This window comes from Burkholderia arboris (assembly GCF_902499125.1).
Classification (GTDB): Bacteria; Pseudomonadota; Gammaproteobacteria; order Burkholderiales; family Burkholderiaceae; genus Burkholderia; species Burkholderia arboris.
On sequence record NZ_CABVPX010000018.1, the window covers coordinates 146969 to 170395 of the forward strand.

Annotated in this window: 24 protein-coding genes and 1 pseudogene; 21 read left to right on the plus strand and 4 right to left on the minus strand. The window is 66.5% G+C overall.

Going from position 1 to position 23427, the window contains the following annotated elements; translation table 11 throughout:
* Positions 1 to 734 precede the first annotated feature (734 nt).
* From BLA15945_RS22155 to BLA15945_RS22180, 6 genes are all read left to right on the plus strand, one after another.
* On the plus strand, positions 735 to 1142 hold the full coding sequence (locus BLA15945_RS22155; protein ID WP_174993383.1) for a hypothetical protein: 408 nt from the start codon (positions 735 to 737) through the stop codon (positions 1140 to 1142).
* Between the two features lie 47 nt (positions 1143 to 1189).
* Positions 1190 to 1747, plus strand: coding sequence for a pyridoxamine 5'-phosphate oxidase family protein (locus BLA15945_RS22160; RefSeq protein WP_174993384.1), 558 nt, complete (start codon positions 1190 to 1192; stop codon positions 1745 to 1747).
* Positions 1734 to 3209: a phytoene desaturase family protein gene (locus tag BLA15945_RS22165; protein WP_174993385.1), complete on the plus strand. Its 1476-nt coding sequence runs from the start codon at positions 1734 to 1736 to the stop codon at positions 3207 to 3209. Before BLA15945_RS22160 ends, BLA15945_RS22165 begins: the two co-directional genes overlap by 14 nt.
* A 228-nt stretch (positions 3210 to 3437) precedes the next feature.
* Positions 3438 to 4637 carry an aminotransferase-like domain-containing protein gene (locus BLA15945_RS22170; RefSeq protein WP_174993386.1) on the plus strand — a complete coding sequence of 400 codons (1200 nt, stop codon included), beginning with the start codon at positions 3438 to 3440 and terminating at the stop codon, positions 4635 to 4637.
* A gap of 12 nt (positions 4638 to 4649) precedes the next feature.
* Complete coding sequence (locus tag BLA15945_RS22175; protein WP_174993387.1) at positions 4650 to 4841, plus strand: hypothetical protein; 192 nt, start codon at positions 4650 to 4652, stop codon at positions 4839 to 4841.
* Positions 4842 to 4940: 99 nt separating this feature from the next.
* Positions 4941 to 5531 carry a pyridoxamine 5'-phosphate oxidase family protein gene (locus BLA15945_RS22180; protein ID WP_174993388.1) on the plus strand — a complete coding sequence of 197 codons (591 nt, stop codon included), beginning with the start codon at positions 4941 to 4943 and terminating at the stop codon, positions 5529 to 5531.
* Between the two features lie 34 nt (positions 5532 to 5565).
* Here the strand turns inward: BLA15945_RS22180 and gcvA are convergent, their stop codons facing one another.
* Entirely contained in the window at positions 5566 to 6459 is an 894-nt protein-coding gene (gene gcvA / locus BLA15945_RS22185; protein WP_174993389.1) for a transcriptional regulator GcvA, read from the minus strand.
* Between the two features lie 134 nt (positions 6460 to 6593).
* On the opposite strand from gcvA, the gene BLA15945_RS22190 reads away from it, so the two are divergent.
* Positions 6594 to 7298, plus strand: coding sequence for an SDR family oxidoreductase (locus BLA15945_RS22190; RefSeq protein WP_059240817.1), 705 nt, complete (start codon positions 6594 to 6596; stop codon positions 7296 to 7298).
* Positions 7299 to 7500: 202 nt separating this feature from the next.
* Positions 7501 to 8778 (plus strand): epoxide hydrolase family protein, encoded by a 1278-nt coding sequence (locus BLA15945_RS22195; RefSeq protein ID WP_174993390.1) that lies wholly within the window; start codon positions 7501 to 7503, stop codon positions 8776 to 8778.
* Between the two features lie 75 nt (positions 8779 to 8853).
* On the opposite strand, the gene BLA15945_RS22200 is transcribed toward BLA15945_RS22195, so the two are convergent.
* From BLA15945_RS22200 to BLA15945_RS22210, 3 genes are read right to left on the minus strand one after another with little or no spacing between them, the layout of a single operon-like run.
* Complete coding sequence (locus BLA15945_RS22200; protein ID WP_059237675.1) at positions 8854 to 9195, minus strand: NIPSNAP family protein; 342 nt, start codon at positions 9193 to 9195, stop codon at positions 8854 to 8856.
* A gap of 46 nt (positions 9196 to 9241) precedes the next feature.
* Positions 9242 to 10597, minus strand: coding sequence for an alpha/beta fold hydrolase (locus tag BLA15945_RS22205; RefSeq protein WP_174993391.1), 1356 nt, complete (start codon positions 10595 to 10597; stop codon positions 9242 to 9244).
* Positions 10531 to 11916 (minus strand): aminotransferase-like domain-containing protein, encoded by a 1386-nt coding sequence (locus tag BLA15945_RS22210; protein WP_059237673.1) that lies wholly within the window; start codon positions 11914 to 11916, stop codon positions 10531 to 10533. Before BLA15945_RS22210 ends, BLA15945_RS22205 begins: the two co-directional genes overlap by 67 nt.
* Before the next feature lie 163 nt (positions 11917 to 12079).
* Between BLA15945_RS22210 and BLA15945_RS22215 the strand changes: the two genes are divergently transcribed.
* The 13 genes and pseudogenes from BLA15945_RS22215 to BLA15945_RS22275 form a co-directional block, all read left to right on the plus strand.
* Entirely contained in the window at positions 12080 to 13366 is a 1287-nt protein-coding gene (locus BLA15945_RS22215; protein ID WP_059237672.1) for a hydroxymethylglutaryl-CoA reductase, degradative, read from the plus strand.
* A gap of 87 nt (positions 13367 to 13453) precedes the next feature.
* A complete protein-coding gene (locus BLA15945_RS22220; protein ID WP_059237671.1) occupies positions 13454 to 13951 on the plus strand; it encodes a hypothetical protein in 498 nt (165 codons plus the stop codon).
* The gene (locus BLA15945_RS22225) at positions 13951 to 15330 is read left to right on the plus strand and encodes a tripartite tricarboxylate transporter permease (RefSeq protein ID WP_059237670.1); all 1380 of its coding nucleotides are present in this window, start codon (positions 13951 to 13953) and stop codon (positions 15328 to 15330) included. The genes BLA15945_RS22220 and BLA15945_RS22225 overlap by 1 nt, the downstream gene beginning before the upstream one ends.
* Before the next feature lie 258 nt (positions 15331 to 15588).
* Complete coding sequence (locus BLA15945_RS22230; RefSeq protein WP_059237669.1) at positions 15589 to 16632, plus strand: alpha/beta fold hydrolase; 1044 nt, start codon at positions 15589 to 15591, stop codon at positions 16630 to 16632.
* Positions 16632 to 17174: a cytochrome P460 family protein gene (locus tag BLA15945_RS22235; RefSeq protein WP_174993392.1), complete on the plus strand. Its 543-nt coding sequence runs from the start codon at positions 16632 to 16634 to the stop codon at positions 17172 to 17174. The genes BLA15945_RS22230 and BLA15945_RS22235 overlap by 1 nt, the downstream gene beginning before the upstream one ends.
* 279 nt (positions 17175 to 17453) lie before the next feature.
* On the plus strand, positions 17454 to 17780 hold the full coding sequence (locus BLA15945_RS22240; RefSeq protein ID WP_059237667.1) for a DUF4148 domain-containing protein: 327 nt from the start codon (positions 17454 to 17456) through the stop codon (positions 17778 to 17780).
* An 88-nt stretch (positions 17781 to 17868) separates the two neighbouring features.
* Positions 17869 to 18660 carry an alpha/beta fold hydrolase gene (locus BLA15945_RS22245; protein ID WP_174993393.1) on the plus strand — a complete coding sequence of 264 codons (792 nt, stop codon included), beginning with the start codon at positions 17869 to 17871 and terminating at the stop codon, positions 18658 to 18660.
* Between the two features lie 76 nt (positions 18661 to 18736).
* Complete coding sequence (locus tag BLA15945_RS22250) at positions 18737 to 20137, plus strand: amidase family protein (protein ID WP_174993394.1); 1401 nt, start codon at positions 18737 to 18739, stop codon at positions 20135 to 20137.
* A 355-nt stretch (positions 20138 to 20492) separates the two neighbouring features.
* Entirely contained in the window at positions 20493 to 20963 is a 471-nt protein-coding gene (locus BLA15945_RS22255; protein WP_174993395.1) for a rhodanese-like domain-containing protein, read from the plus strand.
* 32 nt (positions 20964 to 20995) lie between these two features.
* Positions 20996 to 21934, plus strand: a complete 939-nt coding sequence (gene epsC, locus BLA15945_RS22260) for a serine O-acetyltransferase EpsC (protein WP_174993396.1) — start codon at positions 20996 to 20998, stop codon at positions 21932 to 21934.
* 8 nt (positions 21935 to 21942) lie between these two features.
* Positions 21943 to 22164 carry a helix-turn-helix domain-containing protein gene (locus BLA15945_RS22265; protein WP_059237663.1) on the plus strand — a complete coding sequence of 74 codons (222 nt, stop codon included), beginning with the start codon at positions 21943 to 21945 and terminating at the stop codon, positions 22162 to 22164.
* A gap of 137 nt (positions 22165 to 22301) precedes the next feature.
* Complete coding sequence (locus BLA15945_RS22270; protein ID WP_021156739.1) at positions 22302 to 23234, plus strand: family 2A encapsulin nanocompartment shell protein; 933 nt, start codon at positions 22302 to 22304, stop codon at positions 23232 to 23234.
* A pseudogene (locus BLA15945_RS22275) lies at positions 23209 to 23427 on the plus strand (family 2A encapsulin nanocompartment cargo protein cysteine desulfurase); the annotation flags it as partial. The gene BLA15945_RS22270 and the pseudogene BLA15945_RS22275, both read left to right, overlap by 26 nt.

The window sequence follows — 23427 nt, forward strand, 5'->3', positions numbered from 1 at the left end:
CCGCGTTGCGGCGCATCAGAGCCTCTTGCGGCAACACGTAGATCGACGTCGTACCGGGCGACACGCGGCCGAACGTGCGCTGCGCGGCGTTCCTTGGCTGCCGCCGTTATCTGTCCGCGCATCGTCGACGACTTGCACTAGCGATTTAGTTGAGGAACGGCATGCGTGCCCGCATCCAATCAACAGTCGCGGAAGGGACGGACATCTTGCCCTCCCCAGTGTTGTCATAGAAGGTGATGCGATCGAGGCCGTACTCGAGCGCCATCTGGTACCTTCACGTCAACGACGTTACCCGAACGATCACGCCGAACTGCAGCCGTTGGCGCTGCGAGAGTGGCCGGACCCCGATCCTGACCGGGACCGTCGCCGCTATACCCCTTTCAAGAGCTGCCTGATGCGGCTCTAGCGACTGCGACGCAGTCGTTTCCCAAACGCGACTGACCGCCGGGACGATACCACCCTGGCCATCGCTGCGAACGCCGCGACTCACACGCACTGCCACCTCCAACAACTGTCACGACCTCAAGGCCCATGAGGCCGCGTTGTGTCCGGCGAAACGGCGTGCATGGAAATGCCAGAGAACATCGTCGACGCATGTTGCCAAAATAATGCACGACGTATACAGTTGCACAAAGTGCATAAAATGACGTTTCCTGCAGAGCCGACCGATACCGTGCCAGGCCGACGCCACGCGAAACCCTCGATGTTCAACACCCGCCATTGGAGCGACGTCAGTGCATCAAACGCTATCGACCTCACTCAGCGCGCTGTACGACCTCGGCTTCGCGTTGTTCCATTTGACCTTCTGGCGCTGGTTCAAGTGGCCGCGGTCTCTGGAGAAAAGCGGGCGACTCAATCAGGGCATTACCCAGACACTTAACGTGATGCTGAGTTACGTGTTCGTTGTCTACGCGGCATCGCTTGTCCTGGCTGCCACGCCAAGCCAGGGGCCGCTCGCGCTGGCAGGCAGCGGATTCTGGTTGCTGAGAGCGATTGCACAACCCGTGCTGTTTGCCAGAACGCGCCTGAGCTGGATCCTCGCGGCAGTGTTCGCGCTTGGCGCGGGCCTGCATGCCATCTCGTACGTTGATTCCGCGAAGGTGGGCGCCGACGCGTTGTCGTCCGCCAAACCGCTTTCGTGAAAGCGGCGTCAGCGTACTTTCGTTTGCCGGATCTTCCCGGTTCTAGAGTGTCTTCCGAAACGCTGTCCAACATCGCCATGAATGCCGACCAGCTCTTTCAACAAGCACGTGAAATCGTCAGCAACTGCACGCTCTGTTTTGTGTCTTCGAACGACGCGTCCGGTCAGATCAACTCCAGGGTCGTCGAAATCCTGGAAATCGGGAACGACCTCACGATTCGATTCATGACCGACTCGAGAACGCGTAAAGCGTTGGAGATTTGCCGGGGGAGTGCGATCAGCCTGTCCTTTCTCAGTATGGCCGACCGGGGATACGTGACGATCGGAACCGTTCCGGTCGTCTCCGCAGATACCGCGTTGAAGCAACGCATCTGGAAGGAGTCGCTGTTCACCTGGTTTCCGAACGGGCCGGATGATCCTTACGTGATCGCCGTCACCTGCGCGCCCGTCTGGGTTGAACTGTGGTCGCGCATGCGGGGGATTGCGCCCGATCCACTCGGCCTCAACTCGGTCCGGCTGATTCGAATGGATGGCAATTGGCATGCCCGTCACACGTTTCCCGACACACGCGAATCATGGCGTGAGGGATCGCATGACGCGCAATGACAAACAGCCCGCCGTCGTGATCGGTGCAGGCCTCGCCGGCCTGTCCGCTGCACTGCTGCTGGCACGCAACGACAGATCGGTCGTCGTCGTGGAAGCATCGGACGAAGCAGGTGGTTGCTGCTCCACCGCGACGAGCGACGGCTTCACGTTCAACAACGGCGCGATGTATGTCGCGGTGCCGTCGCTGATTCGCGCGTCTTTCCAGCGCCTCGGTCTCGACTTCGATCGCGACGTTCCGATGGTGGCCATCGAGCGACCTCACGTCACGCATCTGGAGAATGAAACGGCCGTTCATCTGTCCAGCGCCGATGCGTCCTATGTGGAAGGCGATCGGGCGGATTCGCGGACACGGCAACTGCGTGACGGCCTTGGCAGGCTCCAGCGGCAATGGGGGCCCGTCTACCGTACGCTGGTTGATGAAGTGCTGCCGCAGGAGCCTTCGCTCCTGCGGACGTTGAGCAAACTGTGGCGCTACCTGCCGCGCATGAGCGGGCACGCCAGTCGCCTGATCGAAGCGCACTTTGCCGATGCAGACCTGCAGGCGGCTGTTGCCTCGACGCTGCTCTATACCGGGCAAGCCCCCGATCGTCTTCCGGCCACGCAGATCATTGGCTTGATTGCGATGCTGGAAGAGGGGTTCCATCTACCCCGTGCAGGCATGGGCGCGATCAGTTCCGCCATGACGCGCGAACTGTCCAGACGGTCGGTGCCGATCCGGTTCGGTGCCCATGTCCGCGAAATCATCGTGGAGAACGGAGCCGCCCGGGGCATCGTGCTTGCCGACGGTGAGCGCATCTCGACAGATTGCGTCGTCGCGACGTGTTCGGGTTTCGACGTGGTGCGCCACCTGTTGCCCAACCATGCGGTGCCGCGGGGGCTGGCGCACAAGGCTCGCGCGGCACCGCTGTCGCATCGTGCGATCTCGATTCAGGTGGGCGGCTCGGGCGCGGTGCCGCCGCGCGCCTTCATCACCAATCGCGTTCCAGCGATGCGGCAGCAGGGGGCCTTGCACGCATCGACGCCTGGCGTGCCTCACTGGCTTGCCTATACCTGTCCGTCGCTGGTGTTGCCGGAGCTGGCGCCGAACGGCAAGACCGTGCTGGAGTTGTATGCGCCGGCGACGGGCATCCACGCCGCATCGGAATGGACAAGCGCGATGACAGAGGCTGCGGTCGGCGACTATCTCAATGCGCTACGGGCGCATCTTCCCGGCCTCTGCATCGAACGTGTCCGCGTCGCGGATCCGCAGGATTTCGCGAGCGGACGGCATTTGTACGAAGGGGCGCTCTACGGGATTGCGCCGGGCACGACGCCTGACAAGTTCTTTCCGCATCGGACAGGGCTGCGGGGCCTCTATCTGGGCGGACAAACGACATTCCCGGGGTATGGCGTACCCACGGCCATGCTCTCCGGGATCCAGGCGGCGGAAGCGGCCGTGCAGGACATGCGCGGGAATGCGTGAGCCTGGGAAGCGCATGCCCGAAACATGCATCAAATCCGCATTCCGTGCCGCCCGCAGCCCTCCATTTAATGACCAAACCGCAAGACCTAGTGCATAGATATCGTTTGCCGAGCCCTTAATGACTATCGACAATCGTGGCTCGAATTCACCGCCGTGGCGCCAGAAGCGCCGCGGTGGCCGGCACTTGACGGCTATCCCGGCCGTCCGCGCCCTCCAGCTCACGACGACATGTACGCGTTCACTCCCTCATTCCAAAACCCCGCCGGCTCGCCGATCCGCGAGTTGTTCAAGTACCTGTCCGAACCGGGCATGATTTCCTTCGCGGGCGGCTATCCGGCCAGCGACCTGTTCGACGTCGACGGCCTGAACGCGGCGGCCGAACGTGCGTACGCGCAGCCCGTGCGCTGCCTGCAATACGGCCCGACCGACGGCCTCGCCGAACTGAAGCAGCAACTGATCGGGCTGATGGCGCGTCGCGGCGTCGCGTGCACACCGGCCGAACTGCTCGTCACGACCGGCTCGCAGCAAGGCCTCGACCTGCTGCTGCGCGTGATGGTGTCGCCCGGCGACGTCGTGCTGACCGAACAGCCGGCTTATCCGGCCACGCTGCAGGCGATGCGTCTGCAACAGGCGCGCATCGTGACGATTCCCGTCGACGGCGAAGGCCTCGACGTCGATCGCCTCGCGGCCCGGCTCGCGTCCGGCGCGATCGCGCAGCCGAAGCTGCTCTACACCGTCCCGACCTTCGCGAACCCGACCGGCGCGACGCTCACGCGCGAGCGCCGGCTGAAGCTGCTGCGTCTCGCGGTGCAATACCGTTTCCTGATCATCGAGGACGATCCGTACGGCGACCTGCGTTTCGCAGGCGAAGCCGTGCCGTCGATGCTCGCGCTGGCCGGGGAAGTGGACGGCGCGCGCGACTGGATCGTGCATTTCGCGAGCCTGTCGAAGATCGTCGCACCGGGGCTGCGCGTGGGCTGGACGATCGCGCCGGCCGAGATCACGCGGCGCTGCGTGATCGCGAAGCAGACGGTCGATCTGTGCAGCACACCGTGGACGCAGGCCACCGCCGCCGAATACCTGGCCGACGGCGCGCTCGAACGCCATCTGCCGCGCATCACGGCCGCGTACCAGCGCAAATGCGACGCGATGTGCGACGCGCTGCGCGACGGGTTCGGCGATGCGATCGAATTCCATCGTCCCGAAGGCGGGATGTTCGTGTGGGCGCGGATCGGCGCGGTGTCGTCGGACGTGCTGCTGCAACAGGCGATCGCCAACAAGATCGTGTTCGTGCCCGGCAAGGCGTTCTTCGCGGACAACGTCGACGCAGCGTCGCTGCGCCTGTCGTTCGCCGCGCCGGACGTCGATGCGATCCGGGAAGGCGTCGCGCGCCTCGTGCGCGCGTATGGTGCGGCGCTGGCCGCGTGAGGAGACATCAACGTGAATATCACCGTCAACGAAACGGCATCGATCGGCGCAGCGTCAGGCGCGGGCGACAAGCGGCCGGCCAAGCATCGCTCGTCGCAGATCAGCGCCGGGCCGCAGTATGTAGCCGACGTGCTCGGCCGCTTCGGCGCGGAGCCGGCGACCGATGCCGGCGACGCCGCGCCGGTCGTGCTCGGCTATAACTGAGCGGCACAAGCACGGCGGCTCGCGTCGCACGCGAGCCGTCGCTCGAACAAACGGGTAAGCTTCCGCGATCGAAACACCGACGATCGCCGCCGCCTCCTCATGTCCGACCCGACTTCCGAATCGCTCGCGCAAGCGTATGACCGCGTCTGGTCCTGCCTCGAATCCGGCGTGAGCATGAACCGCTCGCCGTTCACGATGCTGCAGGCGGCCACGCTCGGCCTCGATGGCGCGCCGAAGGTGCGGACGATCGTATTGCGTCAGGTGAGCCGTGCCGATCGCGTGCTGTCGTTTCATACCGATGCGCGTTCGGAGAAAGTCGCCGAGTTACGCCGCGATCCGCGCATCTCGATCGTCGCGAACGATCTGGACGCGCTCGTGCAGATTCGCGCGGAAGGCGTTGCGTCGATCTGCGAAGACGAAGCGCAACGGCGTGCGATCTGGGAATCGAGCCGTCCGCATACGCTGCTGCTGTATCGCGCGCCGTTGCCGCCCGGCACGGTGATCGACTCACCGGAAGAAGCGCAAATCGACGGCACCGCGCCAACCGGCGACGGCTACGAAAATTTCTGCCTGATCCGCATGACGGTCACGCGCATCGACTGGCTCGAACTTGCGCGAGCAGAGCATCGTCGGGCGGTGTTCGATCTGTACGGCAAAAGCGGCTACGCAGCGCGCTGGATCGCCCCCTGACGCTGACGCAGCACGTTCGAGGCGCTCAAGCCGCTCAAGGCCGCCCGTCCGACGCCGCCTGCCCGGTCATCCACTCGCGCATCACCACAATCGCATCGTCGTCACGGCGCTCGGCCGGATACACGAGATAGAACCCCATCGACAGCGGAAACGCGAAATCGAACGGCTTGCACAGCCGCCCGGCGGCGAGGTCGCGCTCGACGAGCGGATCGGTCGCAAGCGCGATGCCCTGGCCGGCGACGGCCGCATCGATCGCGAGCGACGTCTGGTTGAAGCGCAGCCCCTTGTGCGGATCGATGTCGACGGGGTCGGGCATCGCTTCCAGGAACTCGGGCCACAGGTCGTGCGCATCGTGCAGCAGCACCTGACCGGCGAGCGCACGCGGTGAAGCCGGGGCGGCCAGCACGGCAGGGCTGCACACCGCACACACATCGAGCGGGAACAGCGCATGCGTGACGAGATGCTTGCCGAACGGCGGCTTGCCGTAGCGGATCGCGAGATCGACGCCGTCGTGGCGGAACGTCGCGATCTGCGGATCGGCGATCACGCGCACGTCGTAGTCGGGATGAGCGTCGGTGAAGTGCGCGAGCCGCGGGATCAGCCACTTCGACGCGAACGACGGCGTCGTGCTGATCGTCAGCGCCGCGCGCCGCTTCACGAGCTTGTCGGTCGCGTCGGCGATCGCGTGCAGCGCGCGCTGCACGTCGGAGAAATACGCGGCGCCGTCGTGCGTGAGCGCCAGGCCGCGCGGCAGTCGCTCGAACAGCTTCAGGCCGAGCACGTCCTCGAGGTGGCGCACCTGCTGCGCGACGGCGCCCTGCGTGACGCCGATCTCGTCGGCGGCGGCGCGGAAATTGAGGTGCCGTGCGGAGACTTCAAACGCACGAAGCGCATTCAGCGGCGGCAGGCGGGAAGGGCGTGGCGGCATCGTCAGGCTGTAGAAAAACTATCGGCTGGCGGCAGAAATACTGGTTCGACAGCTGGAATTGATGCGCCTACATTACCACCATGGCGCGCCGAATGGCGGCTGCGCGGCGGCAGAATCGGAACGAGGAGCAAATCGTGACTGTAGAAAAAGTGGCGTTGATCACGGCGGCAGGCAAGGGCATGGGCGCGGCGATCGCGCGCGAACTGGCGGCGACGGGCTATCGCGTCGCGCTGATGTCGCCGTCGGGCAGCGCGGTGGCGCTCGGCGAGGAGCTGGGCGGCTTCGGCATCCAGGGCTCGGTGACGGAAGAAGCCGATATCGACAAGCTCGTGCAGGAAACGGTCGCGCGCTACGGCCGGATCGACGCCGTCGTGAACAACACCGGCCATCCGCCGAAGGGCGACCTGCTGGCGATCACCGACGACAACTGGCACGCGGGGCTCGACCTGATCCTGCTGAACGTGGTGCGCGTGATGCGCCGCGTGACGCCGGTTTTCCAGAAGCAGGGCGGCGGCGCGGTGGTCAACATCTCGAGCTTCGCGGCGGACGCGCCCGAGCAGCCGATGCCGGTGTCGTCGGCGCTGCGTGCGGCGCTGAGCGCGTGGACGCGCCTGTACGCGGAACGCTATGCGGCCGAGAACATCCGGATGAACGCGGTGCTGCCGGGCTTCATCGACAGCTGGCCGGAAACGCCGGAGATCGTCGCGCGCATTCCGGCCGGCCGTTTCGGCAAGACGGGCGAGATCGCGAAGACGGTCGCGTTCCTGCTGTCGGACGGCGCGGGCTACATCACCGGGCAGAACATTCGCGTCGACGGCGCGATCGTCAAGGCGCTCTGAGCGTCGCAATCGACGAGCGAGCGGCGGCGCGGGCCGCTCGCGGTGCAAGGCTACAAACGCGTACAAATCAGACAAATCCGGGATACATCAGACCTTTCAAATGGGCGACGCCGCGTGACGAGGGCGCGCCGGACTGAAAGCCTGGGCGCGATCCCGCGCGCGGCATGTTCACTTTCCACTTCACGAAAGGAGATGCCGAACGATGTCTTCCACACCGTTTTCCCCGATGCGTCGCCACCTGCTGGCCACTTCCGTGGCCGCCGGGGTCTCGGCGATGCTGCCTACCGCGCTGCATGCCGCGACCGGCGCGAGCGGCATACGCCCGTTCACCGCGCACATTCCCGATGAAGCCGTGGCCGACCTGCGCCGCCGCATTGCGGCGACGCGCTGGCCGGGCCGCGAGACCGTCGCCGACGAATCGCAGGGCGTGCGGCTCGCGCGCATGCAGGCGTTGCTGCGCTACTGGGGCACCGACTACGACTGGCGCAAGGGCGAGGCGCGCCTGAACGGGTTCCCGATGTTCGTCACCGAGATCGACGGGCTCGACATTCATTTCATCCACGTGCGCTCGCGGCACGAGAACGCGATGCCGATGATCATGACGCACGGCTGGCCCGGTTCGATCTTCGAGCTGCTGAAGGCGATCGGCCCGTTGACCGACCCGACCGCGCACGGCGCGAGCGCGGACGATGCGTTCCATGTTGTCGTGCCGTCGCTGCCGGGCTTCGGTTTCTCGGGCCGGCCGACCAGGACGGGCTGGGGCTCCGATCACATCGCGCGTGCATGGGGCGAGCTGATGGCGCGGCTCGGCTATGCGCGCTTCGTGTCGCAGGGCGGCGACTGCGGCTCGGTGATCTCGCACCGGATGGCGATGCAGCGCGTACAGGGCCTGGCCGGGATTCACGTGAACATGCCGGCGACGGTGCCGCCGGATATCGCGACGCTGCTCGCGACCGATTCGCCCGCGCCGGCTTCGCTGTCGCCGAACGAGAAGGCCGCGTACGAGAAGCTCGCGACGTTCTATCGCGACAACTGCGGCTACTCGGCGATGATGGTCACGCGGCCGCAGACGGTCGGTTACGCGCTGGCGGATTCGCCGTCAGGGCAGGCGGCGTGGATGTACGACAAGATCTCGCAGTGGACGTACAGCGGTGGCGTGCCGGAGCGCTCGATTCCGCGCGACGAGATTCTCGACGACATCTCGCTGTACTGGCTGACGAACACCGCGACGTCGGCCGCGCAGATCTACTGGGAGGATCACTCGAACAACTTCAACGCGGTGGACATCTCGCTGCCGGCGGCGATTACGGTGTTCCCGGGGGAGATCTATCAAGCGCCGCGTAGCTGGGCCGAGCGCAGTTATCACAACCTGATCTACTTCAACGAAGTCGACAAGGGCGGGCACTTCGCGGCGTGGGAAGAGCCGGAGCTGTTTGCGCGTGAAGTGCGTGCCGGGTTCCGGCCGCTGCGGCGCGGGTAAGCGGGGGAATGGCGAACGCGGGCCGGTGGTTGTGCGGGCCGTGTTCGCCGTTATGCGCTCACGCGCGGCCGACCGTCACGACGGATTGAGCATGCGCAGGCTTTCGACGGCGTCGTCACCCATCCACAGCAACGTGTTGAGGTACGTCTCGATGTGCACGACGAGCGCCTGGCGTGGGCCTTCACGCCATTCCGTCGAGTTGTAGAACGCTGCCTGTTCCGTCTCCAGCGACTGGCGATCGGCATAGGCACGCACCAGACAGTAGCTCTCTTCTTCGTGATCGGAACGGCCGTAATACACGACGTCCATTCCGTGCGCACGGATCATGGGAGCGGCGAGCTGGTGCATGGCCTGATGAAATGCGTGCAAGGTTCCCGGCTTCAGGCGGTAGGTGCGAATTTCCAGCAACCGGTTCATGTTTCCTCTCCTTCGCGTTCCTCATGATCGGCCGCGCCGATCCGGATCACGCCGATTCGTGCCGATGCCGGCGCAGCACGCCGTCGAGCCACGCATCGATATCCTGGTGAACGAGGTCCCGGTCGTGATCGTTCAATATCTCGTGCCGGTCGCCCGGATAGAACCGGTAGGCCAGCGCCAGGTGCCCGTGGCGCATGTATCGGGTAATCAGCGACTGGATCGACAGCGTGTTTTCGCCGACCGGGTCGCGGGTTCCGGCGATCACCAGGATCGGCAGGTCCACCGGAATCCGCGATTCATGTTCGGGGATCCACAGGCTGTGGAAGCCTTCGAGCACCGAGTACAACATGCTGTTGGAAAACGGTTTGCCGCAGAGTTCGTCGTCGAGAAAGCGTTGTATCTCTGCCGGGTCCGCCGTCATCCATTCGCAGCCCGTCGACGGTTGCCCGTGAGCGACGAACGGGGCGTTGAATGCCTGCAGCACCGAGCCGAACAGCATCGCGGGATGGTTGCCTTCGGCGGAATGGGCCACGGCCTTGAGCTGGTCCAGCGTGTCGCCGTCGACGCCGGGCAATGCGCCCATCGTGCCGCACAGCACCGCGCCCGCAAGCAGGTTGCCGTGGTTCTGGATGTGCGATTGCGTGAGTGCGGAGCCCATGCTGTGGCCGAACGCGATCAACGGCAGGCCGGGATACTGCGTGCCGATCAAGCGGGACAACTGAGCAATGTCGGTCGTCATGTCGGACCAGGCGGTGAGCCCGGCCTGCCCGAGCGCCGCGACCCCGGCGGTGTGACCGTGCCCGCGCAGATCGAGCGCGAACACGACGCAGTTGCGCGCGGCCAGATGGCGGGCGAGCCCGTCGTAGCGGCCGCCATGTTCGCAGATTCCGTGCGTGATCTGCACCGCCGCTCGCGGTCCGTCGCTGGCCACCGGCATCCATTTCCGCAGAAAGATCCTGGTGCCGTCCACGTCCGACGTGAATGACGATTCTTCGTACCGGCAATCTATCGATGGGCTCATGTCGGGGCTCCGTTTGACGTTTTCGGGGGAGAGGCGATCGAGCGTATGCGTGTCGCGCGTTTTCACGATGATCGTGAAATGACGGTCCCGCTCGCGCGAAAACGAGCAGGACGGTTCGTCCCGGGCGAGCATATCAGGAACATCGGCCGAAAAATAACGAAGCAGTCGATTGATGAGCGTTGGTGGGTAATTGGCGTTGGATGCGGGTGTTTTACGTCGTGAGTCGTTGAATTTCCTGTCGGAGAAGACCCCCCGATGCGTCTGGTGATTCGCGTCTGTCCACGCGCGGCATGGGCGGGCCGTGCATCGCGGCGCTACGCAATCGCTTGCAACGCCTGCGCGAACCGCTTGTCCGCGAGATACGCAACGTTGAACCGGCAAAACCTCGATGGCCGCTCGGCCTGCGGCGAAAACACCGCGCCCGGCGCGAGAATCACCCCGCGCTCCAGCATCGCCTGCGCGAGCTGCATCGAATCGGGCCAGCCGGGTAGCGCGGCCCACAGATACAGGTTCTGGTCACAGGGCCGATAGACCTCCGCGCCGAGACGGCCGAGCGCATCGAGCGCAGTGCCCGTGGCACGCCGCAGCTTCTCCTGAAGATGATTCGTATGCCTGAGAAAGTGGCCATCGCTGACGATTGCATCGAGCGTGCGCTCGCAGTATTCCGAGCTGCTGACGTGCGTCAGCATCTTCACGTCGGCGAGATCGCTGGCAAGCGCGGCATTGCAAGCAAGGAACCCGACACGCAACGCCGCCGACACCGATTTCGAGAAACTGCCGATATAGATGGTCCGGCGCAGCTGGTCGAGCGTCGCGATGCGTGTGAGCGAACGCGGCCGCAGGTCGGCGAGCGCATCGTCCTCGACGATGATCAGGTCGTGCGCATCGGCGAGCTGCAGGATACGGTGCGCCTTGGCCGCGCTCGTATCGGTCGCGGTCGGGTTGTGCCCGACCGATTGCGTGAAGAACAGCTTCGGCCGGTACGCGGCGACAAGCTCGGCCAGCTTCGCGACGTCGGGGCCGTCGATCTCGCGCGGCACGCCGACGATGTTCGCGCCGCTCAGCTTCAGCTTGCCGAACAGCGGGTAGTAGCCGGGATCGTCGACGAGCACGGTGTCGCCGGGGCGCACGAAGTAGCGCAGCACGAGGTCCATCGCCTGGTTTGCGCCGTGCGTGAGCACGATCTGCGCGGGCGGCGCTTCGATCTCGTAGCCGGCGAGCTTCTGCTGCAGCGACTGGCGCAGCGGCAGGTAGCCGAAGCGGCTGCCGTAGCGGAACAGCGACGCCGCGCTCGTGCGCATGATGCGTTGCTGGTACTGGTTCAGCCGCGTTTCCTCGAGCCACTCGATCGGCGGGAAGCCTTCGCCGAGATTGAGCACGTCGGGCTTCACGTGCAGCTGCTCGCGCATCAGCCACACGATGTCCATCGCGCGGTTGAGCGAGCTTGGCTCGTCGATCTCGGGCGCGGCTGCCGCACGCCGCGTGACGAAGAAGCCCGAGCCGCGGCGCGGCTCGATCAGGCCGTCGGCCGCGAGCATCTCGAACGCGCTGATCACGGTGTTCTTCGAGCAGCCGGACGCCTCAGCGTATTCCCTGATCGAAGGCAGCTTCGCGCCGGCCGGCAACACACCTTCCTCGATCTGTCTGGCGAGATTGTCCGCCATCGCGCCAGACAGGCTGGCTCTTGCACGCTGTTTCATCGGAATGCTCCGTCGGGCCGGCCCGCTGTAATGGGTACGGTTGGGTGACTGTCTGCGCCTTCTGTACCTTTTCAATGGGTACAGCGTGACTATTATTCGGCTATCCGCTGCCCGCCGCAAGCGCCGACGGGCCACACCGCCACCCCGAAACAGCAGACCCATCATGTCCATCGATTCCGCCTTGCCCAACTTCCGCTCGCTCACGCCCGAGCAACGCCTGTCCCACCTGTCCCGCGCCGTCGGGCTCGACGATGCCGAGCATGCGCTGCTCGCGAAACCGGGCGCGCTGCCGCTCGACACCGCGAACGGGATGATCGAGAACGTGATCGGCACGTTCGAACTGCCGATGGCCGTGGCCGGCTACTTCCGGATCAACGACCGTGACGTGATCGTGCCGATGGCCGTCGAAGAGCCGTCGATCGTTGCGGCCGCATCGTATATGGCGAAGCTGTCCCGTGCGGCCGGCGGCTTCCGCACGTCGAGCAGCGGCCCGCTGATGCGTGCGCAGGTGCAGGTGATCGGCGTCGACGATCCGTACGGCGCGCGGCTCGCGATCCTGCGGCACGCGGCCGAACTGATCGCCCTCGCGAACAGCCGCGACAAGGTGCTCGTCGGCCTCGGTGGCGGCTGCCGCGACATCGAGGTCCATGTATTCCCCGACACGCCGCGCGGCGCGATGGTCGTCGCGCACCTGATCGTCGACGTGCGCGACGCGATGGGCGCGAACACGGTCAACACGATGGCCGAAACGGTTGCGACGCGCATCGAAGCCATTACGGGGGGCCAGGTACGGTTGCGGATACTGTCCAACCTCGCGGATCTCCGGCTGGCCCGGGCAGAGGTACGGTATTCGGCCGCCACGCTCGCGACCGATGCCTATTCCGGCGAAGACGTGATCGACCGCGTGATCGACGCGTACGTGTTCGCGGCAACCGACCCGTACCGCGCCGCGACACACAACAAGGGCATCATGAACGGCATCGATCCGGTCGTGGTCGCGACCGGCAACGACTGGCGCGCGGTCGAAGCCGGCGCGCATGCGTATGCGAGCCGCAGCGGCCGCTATACGTCGCTGACGACGTGGGAGAAGGCCGCCAACGGCGACCTCGTCGGCACGATCGAAATGCCGATGCCGGTCGGGCTCGTCGGCGGCGCGACGAAGACGCATCCGCTCGCGCGTCTCGCGTTGAAGATCATGAACGTGACGTCCGCGCAGGAACTCGGCGAAATTGCCGTGGCGGTCGGGCTTGCGCAGAATCTCGGTGCGCTGCGCGCGCTCGCGACCGAAGGCATCCAGCGCGGCCACATGGCGCTGCATGCGCGCAACATCGCCGTCGCAGCGGGTGCGACCGGTGCCGACATCGACCGGATCGCGCAGCAGATGGTCGCGGCGAACGACGTGCGCACCGACTTCGCGGTCGAGTTGCTCGCGGGCCGCAGCGGCGGCTGACGCGTAGACTGCACGCCGCGCAATCCACGCGGCGTGCAGCGCGCCACGCCGGCCAGACCGGCGACCTATCAATCCAGGAGGAGACACATGGAACAGACCGGTTCAAGCGCGGTCGCAACCGCGCCGCATCGCGCCCGGTCGTTGGCCGGCGCCGATGCGGCGGCCACGACGCTCGTCGAGGTGTGGGGCGATACCGTGGCGACGAAACATCTCGCGTGGTCGGTGTTGCTGGGCATTGCGATCAGCCTTGGCGCGTTCGAGATCGGCCGCGTGGTGCTCGCATCGTTCGTCCACGACGTGGCGATCGCGCGCGCATACGCGATGCTGATCGGCCTTGCCGGCTGCCTGCTGGCCGGTACGATCTGCGCGGTGCTGTTCAAGCCGAAACGCACGGTGATCGAACACGCGGCGGGCGGCGCCGAGCGTGACGCGGCACTGCGGCAGCTCGCCGAAGCATCGGGCGGGCTCGGCTCGACGAGCGACTTGTCGGCCAGCGCGCGCGCCGAGATGGAGGAACTCGGGCTGCTCGATCTCTTTGCGTCGTACGACGCATCGTCCGAGCGCGCACGCGCGGGAGGCCGCTGATGGACGCGCTGCTGCATGCGTTGCCGGCCGCGTTCGCGATGGGGCTGCTTGGCGCGATCGTGTTCTCCGGCATCGGGCTGATCTCCGGCACCGACGAAACGACGACGATCGCGCCGCTCACCTTGCTCGTCGCACTGCTCGGCGTGCCGCCGGCCGGCGTCTTCACGTTTTTCCTCGCGGGCGCGGTGGCCAAGCACATCACGCATTCGATCCCGACTGCGCTGCTCGGCATTCCCGGCGACACGATGGCCGCGCCGCTGCTGCAGCAGGCGACGCTGCTGCGCGCGCTCGGCGTGCCGCACATCGCGCTGCGCAAGATGATCTCCGGTGCGATCGTCGCCGCGTTCGTCGCGCTGCCGCTCGCGGTGCTGTTCGCGTCGCTGCTCGCGCCGTTCGGCGCCGCGATCGCGAAGGCCGCGCCGTGGGTGTTCCTCGCGGCGGCCATCGGCATCGCGTACTTCTCGGCGGGGCGCTGGGCATCGGTGCTGCTGCTCGTGCCGTTCGTGATGCTGGTGGTCGGGCTGCAGGCGCTGACGGGCCATTACGGCGTGAAGCTGAGTGTCAGCTACTTCCTCGGGATCGCGATCGGGCCGCTGGTGGCCGACCTGTTCTCGATACTGTCGCCGGCCGAGCGGCGGCGCATGCGCCGCGACGGGCCGTCGACGTTCGTGCTCGCGCCCGACGTGAAAAGCTGGCGCGGCTATTTCCCGAATCCGCTGAAGGTGCTCGACCGCGAGCAGGTCGCGTGGACGGTCGGCACGGCCGCCGTGTCGAGCGCGACGTTCGTGTTCAGCCCGGTCGCGATGACGGTGCTGATGGGCGAGATCGTCGGCGCGCGCGTGCGCCATGCGTACCAGCGCCTGACGACGGTGATCGCCGCGCGTAACGGCGTGACGGAGGCGACCTACATCGCCGAGGCGCTGATTCCGCTGATCGCGTTCGGGCTGCCGCTGAGCCCGGTGGCGGCCGGCCCGGCCGCACCGCTGTTCAATGCGCCGCCGCGCTTCACGGTCGACGCGGCGAGCGGGCAGATCCACAACCTGCATACGCTGATGAGCTGGCCCGAGTTCCTCGGCTACGGGCTGCTGTCGATCCTGCTGGCCGCGCTGATCGCGTATCCGCTCGCGATGCACCACGCGCACCGCGCGGCGTCGTTCGTCGCACGCAAGCTGAGCCACGAAGCGATCATCGCGACCTTCGCGGGGCTGATCGTCGTGATCGGCGTGTGGGAGGGGCAACTGCTGGGGCTCGCCGTGATCGTGACGATCGGCCTGTTCGGCGGAATGCTGTCGCGCCTGTTCGCGTTCAACACGGGCGTGCAGTTCATGGGCTACTACGTCGCGGTGCTCAGCGTACCCGCGATCGCCAAGCTGTTCTGAAGAACCCGCATCCGGCAGCCGCGTGTGCCGCGCGGCTGCCCGGAAACGGGGCTTTTCATGCGATTTTTGAATCGCTGTGTGTCGTGTTCGCACACAGATACGTTGGGATACAAAACCTCCGGATGGTTCGGATATAAAGCCGGTGAAGCGATTCACACGGCGGCGCGGAGCCCTGCGCCGCCGCTGCGAACGGCGACACCTGAATGCCCGCACGTGCCGCGGGCGCCTTCCTTAGCGATCGACATTGGAGAACGAGTCATGCCTGATACCGTGAACACCCGCCGCCGCCTGATCCTGGGCTCGACGCTGGCGAGCCTGAGCCTTGCCGACCTCGGCTTCAGCGCGCTCGCGCACGCGCAGTCGGCGCCCGATGCACCGGCCGGGAAGCGCCCGGCCGGCGTCGCGTCGCTGGGCACGATCCACCAGATCGACGCGGGCGTGCTCAACGTCGGGTATGCGGACCTCGGGCCGAAGCAAGGCCCCGTCGTGTTCCTGCTGCACGGCTGGCCGTACGACATCTACAGCTACGCGGACGTCGCGCCGCTGCTCGTCAAGGCCGGCTATCGCGTGATCGTGCCGTACCTGCGCGGTTACGGCTCGACGACGTTCCGCTCGGCCGACACGGTGCGCAACGGCCAGCAGGCCGTGACGGCCGTCGACATCGTCGCGCTGATGGATGCGCTGAAGATCGACCGCGCGGTGTTCGGCGGCTACGACTGGGGCGCGCGCACGGCCGACATCATCGCGGCGCTGTGGCCGCAGCGCGTGAAGGCGCTGGTGTCGGTGAGCGGCTACCTGATCGGCAGCCAGGAGGCGAACCGCAAGCCGCTGCCGCCGCAGGCCGAATTCCAGTGGTGGTATCAGTTCTATTTCACGACCGAGCGCGGCGAACTCGGCTACGCGGCGAACCGCGACGCGTTCAACAAGCTGATCTGGCAACTCGCGTCGCCGAAGTGGCAGTTCTCCGACGAAACCTATGCACGCTCGGCCGCGTCGTTCCAGAATCCCGACCACGTGGCCGTCGTGATCCACAACTACCGCTGGCGCCTCGGGCTCGCGAAGGGCGAGGCGCAGTACGACGACATCGAGCGGCGTCTGGCGGCCGGGCCCGCGATCACGGTGCCGACGATCACGATGGAAGGCGATGCGAACGGCGCGCCGCATCCGGAGCCGGCCGCGTATGCGAAGCGGTTCACGGGCAAGTACCAGCACCGCACGATCACCGGCGGCATCGGCCACAACCTGCCGCAGGAAGCGCCGCAGGCGTTTGCCGATGCGATCCTGCAAGTGGAGCATCTGTGATGCGGGCTGGCATGGGTGTCTGGCGTCGCGGCGCGCGCCGTGCGCTCGTCGCGGGCGTGCTGCTGGGCGGCGCGCTGTCGGCGAGCGGTCCGGCCGCATTCGCGGAGCAGCCGAAGCCGGCTGCGGCCGCATCGCCGATCTACGGCGTGACGATCCCGCCCGGCTACCGGAAGTGGGAAATGGTTGCGCCGGCCGAAGAGGCCGCACCGCTCGACGAGCTGCGCGTGGTGCTCGGCAACCCCGTTGCGATCCGCGCGCTTGAACAGGCAACGCTGCCGTTTCCTGACGGCACGATCCTCGTGAAGCTCGCGTACAAGCGCAAGCAGTCCGACGAGTTCGCACCGGCGACGGTGCCCGGCCAGGCGACGACCGTGCAGGTGATGGTGAAGGACTCGCGTCGCTATGCATCGACGGGCGGCTGGGGCTTCGGGCGCTTCATCAACGGCGTGCCGGCCGATATCGGCCAGCATCAGACGTGCTTTGCGTGTCACCAGGCGCGGGTGAAGAACCACGACTACGTGTTCACGCGGCTTGCGCCGTGACGTGACATGGCCGTGCGAAGCGGATGGAGAGGCGTGCCCTGCGAGGCACGCCTTTTTTCATGGTGCGCGCGGCGGGGCGAAACGGATCGGCAAGCAGGTTTGTATCGCACTGTATCTGCGGCCGCTCCTGAAATACTGGCATGCAGAAAGCACCGGTTTCGGAAACATGCCGGATACGTGAGCGGGTTCTACTGTCGACATGCAGCAAACGTTCGGTGCCAGACGTCCGCACCGGATGCCAAGTGATCGATACCCCAACTTCGTTCCAGGAGAACTCTGATGAAAGCCGCTCGAATCCTCGCCGTTGCCGTCCTCGCCGTCGCTCCCGCCTTGTCGTTCGCCGATACCGGCCACAGCCTCACGCGTGCCGACGTGCGCGCCGAACTCGTCCGCCTCGAGCAGGCCGGCTACAACCCGGCGCGTAGCGAACCGCACTACCCGGAAGACATCGCTCACGCGTTGCAGGTGGCGCGTTCCGATCAGAACGGCCCGTCGAAGTCGCAAGGCGACACCGTGGCCGATGCGCCGACGCCTGCCGGCCATCGCGACGCGGCGCAATCGCGCGCTGCACGGAATGCCGCCGACGACCTGTACGCGCATTCGTAATCCGGTGCCGCGCCTGCTGCAGGCAGACGCGGCCGCCACTGCAGCACTTCATTTGAACAACAGACACGACAGAGAAAGGAGCATGACGATGGCCGGTTTGATGAAACGCGTTCTGGTATCCGCCGCGGTGATCGGCGGACTGTTCGGTGCGGTCGCGGCGCAGGCCGCGCCGAAGGAAGACCTGAAGGGCACGAACGTCGTGCTCGTGCACGGCGCATTCGCCGACGGTTCGAGCTGGAACCGCGTGATTCCGCTGCTCGAGGCGCGCGGGCTGCACGTGGTGTCGGTGCAGAATCCGCTGAGCTCGCTCGCCGACGACGCGGCCGCGACCAGGCGCACGATCGACGCGCAGAAGGGGCCGGTCGTGCTGGTCGGCCATTCGTGGGCCGGCGTCGTGATCAGCGATGCGGGCAACGACGACAAGGTGAAATCGCTCGTGTACGTCGCCGCGTTCGCGCCCGATAGCGGCCAGTCGATCGCCGACGTCACGCAGGGGCTGCCGGCGCCGTCGTGGGCCGGTGAGCTGCGCAAGGACGCGGGCGGTTTCGCGCGGTTGTCGGACAAGGCGATCGCGCAGGACTTCGCGCCGGACCTGCCGCCTGCGCAGCAGCGCATCGTTGCGGCGACCCAGGGGCCGTGGTATAGCGGTTGCATCTCGGAGAAGGTCGCGCAGGCCGCATGGCATGCGAAGCCGTCGACGTTCGTCGTCGCGACGCAGGACAGGATGATCGATCCGACGCTGCAGGAAACGATGGCGAAACGGATCGGTGCGACGGTCGCACGCGTGAACGGCAGCCATGTCGCGATGCTGAGCCAGCCGAAGGCCGTGGCCGACGCGATCATCGCTGCGGCCGAGCGCGCGAAGCAGGATACGCAGTGAGTGAACGGGGCGCCGCGTCTTCGTGAAGAAGCGCGGCGCCGTGTGGGATTGTGATGTCTTTCCACCAGGAGAAGTCATGACCGAACTCTGGCAACTGTCGGCCGCCGAACTGGCGAAACGTGTGCGGCATCGTGAAGTGTCCGCGCGCGACGTGGCGGACGCTGTGCTCGATCGTCTCGATGCCGTGAATCCGGCGATCAACGCGGTGGTCGAACACCGCCCCGACGACGTGCGGCGGCAGGCCGACGAAGTCGACCGCGCGATCGCGCGCGGCGACGATCCGGGCCCGCTCGCGGGCGTGCCCGTGACCGTGAAGATCAACATCGATCAGGCGGATTTTGCGACGACCAACGGTACGCGCTTGCAGGAAAACCTGATCGCGCACGCCGACAGCCCGGTGGTCGCCAACATCCGGAAGGCCGGCGGGATTCTGCTGGGCCGCACCAATTCGCCGACGTTCGCGCTTCGCTGGTTCACGTCGAATCTCGTGCACGGCCACACGCGCAATCCGCGCAATGCGTCGCTGACGCCGGGCGGATCGAGCGGCGGCGCGGCGGCCGCCGTGGCGGCCGGGATCGGCCCGCTTGCGGTCGGCACCGATATCGGCGGCTCGGTGCGTTACCCGGCTTATGCGTGCGGCGTGCACGGGATCCGGCCGTCGCTCGGCCGCGTACCGGCGTTCAATGCATCGTCGCCCGAGCGTGCGATCGGTGCGCAACTGATGTCGACCGCTGGGCCGATCGCGCGCACGATCGACGACCTCTCGCTCGCGCTGCGTGCGTTCGCCGCGCCGGATACGCGTGACCCGTGGAACGTGGCCGTGCCGTTCGACGGGCGCGAGGAGCCGAAGCGTGCTGCGCTGTGTGTGCGTCCGGGGGGCTTGCAAGTCGTGCCTGAAGTGGAGGCTGCGTTGCGCGATGCCGCGCGCCGGTTGGTCGATGCGGGCTGGATCGTCGACGAGATCGACGATACGCCGCCGATGCGAGAGGCGGCGTTGTTGCAGGAACAGCTTTGGCTCGGAGACGGGTTCGATGCGTTGGCGAATTCGGTCGAGCAGGACGGCGATCCGGGCGCGGCGGCGGTGATTGCGGCCGTGCGCGGCAAGGTGCGCGACCTGCCGGCCGACGTGATCAGCCGTGCGCTGGTCCGGCGTACGACGTTGACGCGGCAATGGCGGCTGTTTCTCGACGAGTATCCGGTGTTGCTGTTGCCTGTTTCGTCGGAACTGCCGTTCCCGGACGATCTCGACCGCCAGGGGCCGGACGGCTTCGCGCGCGTGTGGGAAGCGCAACTCACGTTGCGTGCGCTACCCGCGATGGGGCTGCCGGGGCTGGCCGTCACGACGTCACTCGTGAACGGCGTGCCAGTGGGCGTGCAGGTAGTGGCTACGCATCATCGCGAGGATCTGTGTCTGCTCGCGGGGCGAGATATCGAAGCGCGTGGCGTGCCGATTGCGCCGGTCGATCCGCAGTCTTGATGATTTGACGGGGGCGTGCATCGGCGATGCGCGCGCCATCCGGTTCATTTCGGATTCCATGGCAACGCGGCCCGCGCCGCGTTGATCCGTTCCCTCCCATCCTTTCAAACTCCTTCGATGCAAGACATCGAACGGTCACCGTCCCGCATTTCCAGCCCGCCAGCGACCGCGCGCCGATAGCGCGCGTCTGCTATTGCATTCCCCGCGGCGCTGATTAGGAAATGAAATTTTATTGGTTCTGCTTCCCCGACCGCCCTCGCATAGTGGCGCTGACGGCTATAGACAGCACGCAAGCTGCGACGGCCGGATTCCCGGTGTTTTTGTTCATACGAATCTACGAAAACAAGGAAGTGTCATGACGTTTGGACTGGAAGAACGAACCGCTGCACAGCAGGCGCTCGAAGACGCGCGCGCGGCGGCAGCGGCGGCCGGCACGCCCTACGCGGGCGGCGTCGCGCCGCAAGCCGCGTGGGCGCTGTTCTCCGCTGGAGACGTATTGCTGGTGGACGTGCGTACTGCGGAAGAACGGAAATTCGTCGGCCACGTGCCGGAGTCGCTGCACGTACCGTGGGCGACCGGCACGAGCCTGACGCGCAATCCGCGCTTCGTGCGCGAACTGGAAGCGAAAACCGGCAAGGAGGCCGTCGTGCTGTTGCTGTGTCGCAGCGGCAATCGCTCGGCACAGGCGGCCGAGGCCGCGACGAAGGGGGGCTTCACGCAGGTATTCAACGTGCTCGAAGGGTTCGAGGGCGACCTCGACGAGCGGCAGCACCGCGGTAGCCGGAACGGTTGGCGCTTCCGCGGCCTGCCGTGGGCGCAGGACTGATTGATTCACGGCCGTTACGGGGAGAAAGCAGCATGGCCGCATTCGACATCGACGACATCGTTCAATCGCTGCAAAGCGTGCGCCGCGCATGGCGCGAGAAGCAGCGGCGCTCGCTCGAACCGGGCGGGCGCGACCTGCCGGCGCGCGAGGCGCTCGCGCAGATCGTCGGCGCGCTGAAGGGCGTGCTGTTCCCGATGCGGCTCGGGCCGCCCGACCTGCGCCAGGAGAGCGAGAACTTTCACGTGGCCCATGCGCTCGATGCGGCGCTGAACGCGCTGCTCGCGCAGGTGAAGCTGGAGTTGCGCTACGCGGCGCGGCAGCGCGGTGCCGAAGGGCAGGTCGATCACGTCGATGACGTTGCGTCGACGGCCGTGCAGGCGTTTGCCGCGCGCCTGCCCGAAATTCGCCGGCTGCTCGACAGCGACGTGCTGGCCGCATTCCACGGCGATCCGGCGGCCGGCAGCGTCGACGAAGTGCTGCTGTGCTACCCGGGCATCCTCGCGATGATCCACCACCGGCTCGCGCACGAGTTGTACGGGCTTGGCCTGCCGCTGCTCGCGCGGATCATCGCCGAGCAGGCGCATGCGGAAACGGGCATCGACATTCATCCGGGCGCGCGCATCGGCGCGGGCTTCTTCATCGACCACGGCACGGGCGTCGTGATCGGCGAAACGGCGATCATCGGCGAGCGCGTGCGCGTGTACCAGGCCGTCACGCTCGGCGCGAAGCGCTTCCCGCGCGATGCGGCCGGCCATCTGGAGAAAGGGCTCGCGCGCCATCCGATCGTCGAAGACGACGTCGTGATCTATGCAGGCGCGACGATTCTCGGCCGCGTGACGATCGGGCGCGGCGCGGTGATCGGCGGCAACGTGTGGCTCACGCAGGACGTGGCCGCCGGCGAAAACGTCACACAGGCCGTGCTGCGCAGCGAAGCGAACGCCGTGCCGCGCGCGGCGGCGCGTGTCGCCTAGGAGGCGCGATGAGCGACCTCATCCATCACTTCGGCGCCAACGTGCGCAAGCTGCGCGAAGCGCGCACGTGGTCGCAGGAGCAGCTGGCCGAGCACGCGGGGCTGAACCGCTCGTATGTCGGCGAGATCGAGCGCGGCGAGGCGATCGCGTCGATCGTCACGGCCGACAAGATCGCACGCGCGTTCGACGTATCGATCTCGATGCTGCTGCCGGGCGTGTACGTCACCTGAGGTCGCGCCGCACCGTTTCCCCCTTCGGATGCACCGCCTGACGGCTATAGCATGTTGAGCCGGCAGGTGCGTGCTTCCGATAATCACCGAGCGTCATAAGCAATCCCGTTTTTCATCTTAAGAACCCGGAGCCACACATGTCGACCGTTGCAAGCGGCACGGCCGCGCTGAGCGATCACGCCGCCCGCCAACTAGCGAACGCTACCAAGACCGTCCCCCAGCTTTCCACGATCACGCCGCGCTGGCTGACCCATCTGCTGCAATGGGTACCGGTCGAGGCCGGCATCTATCGCCTGAACCAGGTGAAGAATCCGGAAGCCGTGCGCGCCGCCTGCACGCAGCTCGAAGACGAAAGCGTACTGCCGCAGACTTTCGTGCCGTACGAGGAACAGCCGCGCGAATACTTCCTGAATGCGGTCAGCACGGTGCTCGACGTGCATACGCGGATCTCCGATCTTTACAGCAGTCCTCATGACCAGATCAAGGAACAGCTGCGCCTGACGATCGAGACGATCAAGGAACTGCAGGAAAGCCAGCTGATCAACAACCCCGACTACGGGCTGCTCGCGAACGTGACCGACGACCAGCGGATCTTCCCGCTGACGGGCGCGCCGACGCCGGACGATCTCGACGAGCTGCTGACGAAGGTATGGAAGGAGCCGGCATTCTTCCTCACGCACCCGCTCGCGATCGCCGCGTTCGGCCGCGAATGCACGCGGCGCGGCGTGCCGCCGCCGACGGTCAGCCTGTTCGGTTCGCAGTTCCTCACGTGGCGCGGCATTCCGCTGATTCCGTCGGACAAGGTGCCCGTTGCGGACGGCAAGACCAAGATCCTGCTGCTGCGCGTCGGCGACAAGCGCCAGGGCGTCGTCGGCCTGTATCAGCCAGGCGTCGCGGGCGAGCAGGGGCCGGGCCTGTCGGTGCGCTTCATGGGGATCAACAACCAGGCGATCGCGTCGTACCTGATCTCGCTGTATTGCTCGCTCGCGGTCCATTCGCCGGATGCGCTGGCTGTCCTCGATGACGTCGAAATCGCCAAGTTCCATGACTATCCCGACACCTACCGTTAATCCCGGCCTGGCCGACGGCCACGCGCATGCGCTGCCGCACGCGGTGCTGCCGGCAGGGTTGCCGGACCCGGCGACGCTCGCGCGGCTCGCGTCCGAGTTCTTCGCGACGCCGCCCGGGCAGGCCACCGCGCCCGGGCTGTCGGCGGGCAGCGGTGCGGTCGGCGGCGTGCCGTCCGCGCTGCCCGCGGCCGCG

Excerpts from the sequence above, each read along its gene's own strand:
- BLA15945_RS22220 (WP_059237671.1), top strand. The coding sequence starts at position 13,454 with ATGGAACAGACCGGTTCAAGCGCGGTCGCAACCGCGCCGCATCGCGCC.
- BLA15945_RS22270 (WP_021156739.1), top strand. The coding sequence starts at position 22,302 with ATGTCGACCGTTGCAAGCGGCACGGCCGCGCTGAGCGATCACGCCGCC.
- BLA15945_RS22195 (WP_174993390.1), top strand. The coding sequence starts at position 7,501 with ATGTCTTCCACACCGTTTTCCCCGATGCGTCGCCACCTGCTGGCCACT.
- BLA15945_RS22255 (WP_174993395.1), top strand. The coding sequence starts at position 20,493 with ATGACGTTTGGACTGGAAGAACGAACCGCTGCACAGCAGGCGCTCGAA.
- BLA15945_RS22225 (WP_059237670.1), top strand. The coding sequence starts at position 13,951 with ATGGACGCGCTGCTGCATGCGTTGCCGGCCGCGTTCGCGATGGGGCTG.
- BLA15945_RS22240 (WP_059237667.1), top strand. The coding sequence starts at position 17,454 with ATGAAAGCCGCTCGAATCCTCGCCGTTGCCGTCCTCGCCGTCGCTCCC.
- BLA15945_RS22230 (WP_059237669.1), top strand. The coding sequence starts at position 15,589 with ATGCCTGATACCGTGAACACCCGCCGCCGCCTGATCCTGGGCTCGACG.
- BLA15945_RS22180 (WP_174993388.1), top strand. The coding sequence starts at position 4,941 with ATGTCCGACCCGACTTCCGAATCGCTCGCGCAAGCGTATGACCGCGTC.
- gcvA (WP_174993389.1), bottom strand. The coding sequence starts at position 6,459 with ATGCCGCCACGCCCTTCCCGCCTGCCGCCGCTGAATGCGCTTCGTGCG.
- BLA15945_RS22210 (WP_059237673.1), bottom strand. The coding sequence starts at position 11,916 with ATGAAACAGCGTGCAAGAGCCAGCCTGTCTGGCGCGATGGCGGACAAT.
- epsC (WP_174993396.1), top strand. The coding sequence starts at position 20,996 with ATGGCCGCATTCGACATCGACGACATCGTTCAATCGCTGCAAAGCGTG.
- BLA15945_RS22250 (WP_174993394.1), top strand. The coding sequence starts at position 18,737 with ATGACCGAACTCTGGCAACTGTCGGCCGCCGAACTGGCGAAACGTGTG.
- BLA15945_RS22215 (WP_059237672.1), top strand. The coding sequence starts at position 12,080 with ATGTCCATCGATTCCGCCTTGCCCAACTTCCGCTCGCTCACGCCCGAG.
- BLA15945_RS22200 (WP_059237675.1), bottom strand. The coding sequence starts at position 9,195 with ATGAACCGGTTGCTGGAAATTCGCACCTACCGCCTGAAGCCGGGAACC.
- BLA15945_RS22245 (WP_174993393.1), top strand. The coding sequence starts at position 17,869 with ATGGCCGGTTTGATGAAACGCGTTCTGGTATCCGCCGCGGTGATCGGC.
- BLA15945_RS22265 (WP_059237663.1), top strand. The coding sequence starts at position 21,943 with ATGAGCGACCTCATCCATCACTTCGGCGCCAACGTGCGCAAGCTGCGC.
- BLA15945_RS22170 (WP_174993386.1), top strand. The coding sequence starts at position 3,438 with ATGTACGCGTTCACTCCCTCATTCCAAAACCCCGCCGGCTCGCCGATC.
- BLA15945_RS22165 (WP_174993385.1), top strand. The coding sequence starts at position 1,734 with ATGACGCGCAATGACAAACAGCCCGCCGTCGTGATCGGTGCAGGCCTC.
- BLA15945_RS22235 (WP_174993392.1), top strand. The coding sequence starts at position 16,632 with ATGCGGGCTGGCATGGGTGTCTGGCGTCGCGGCGCGCGCCGTGCGCTC.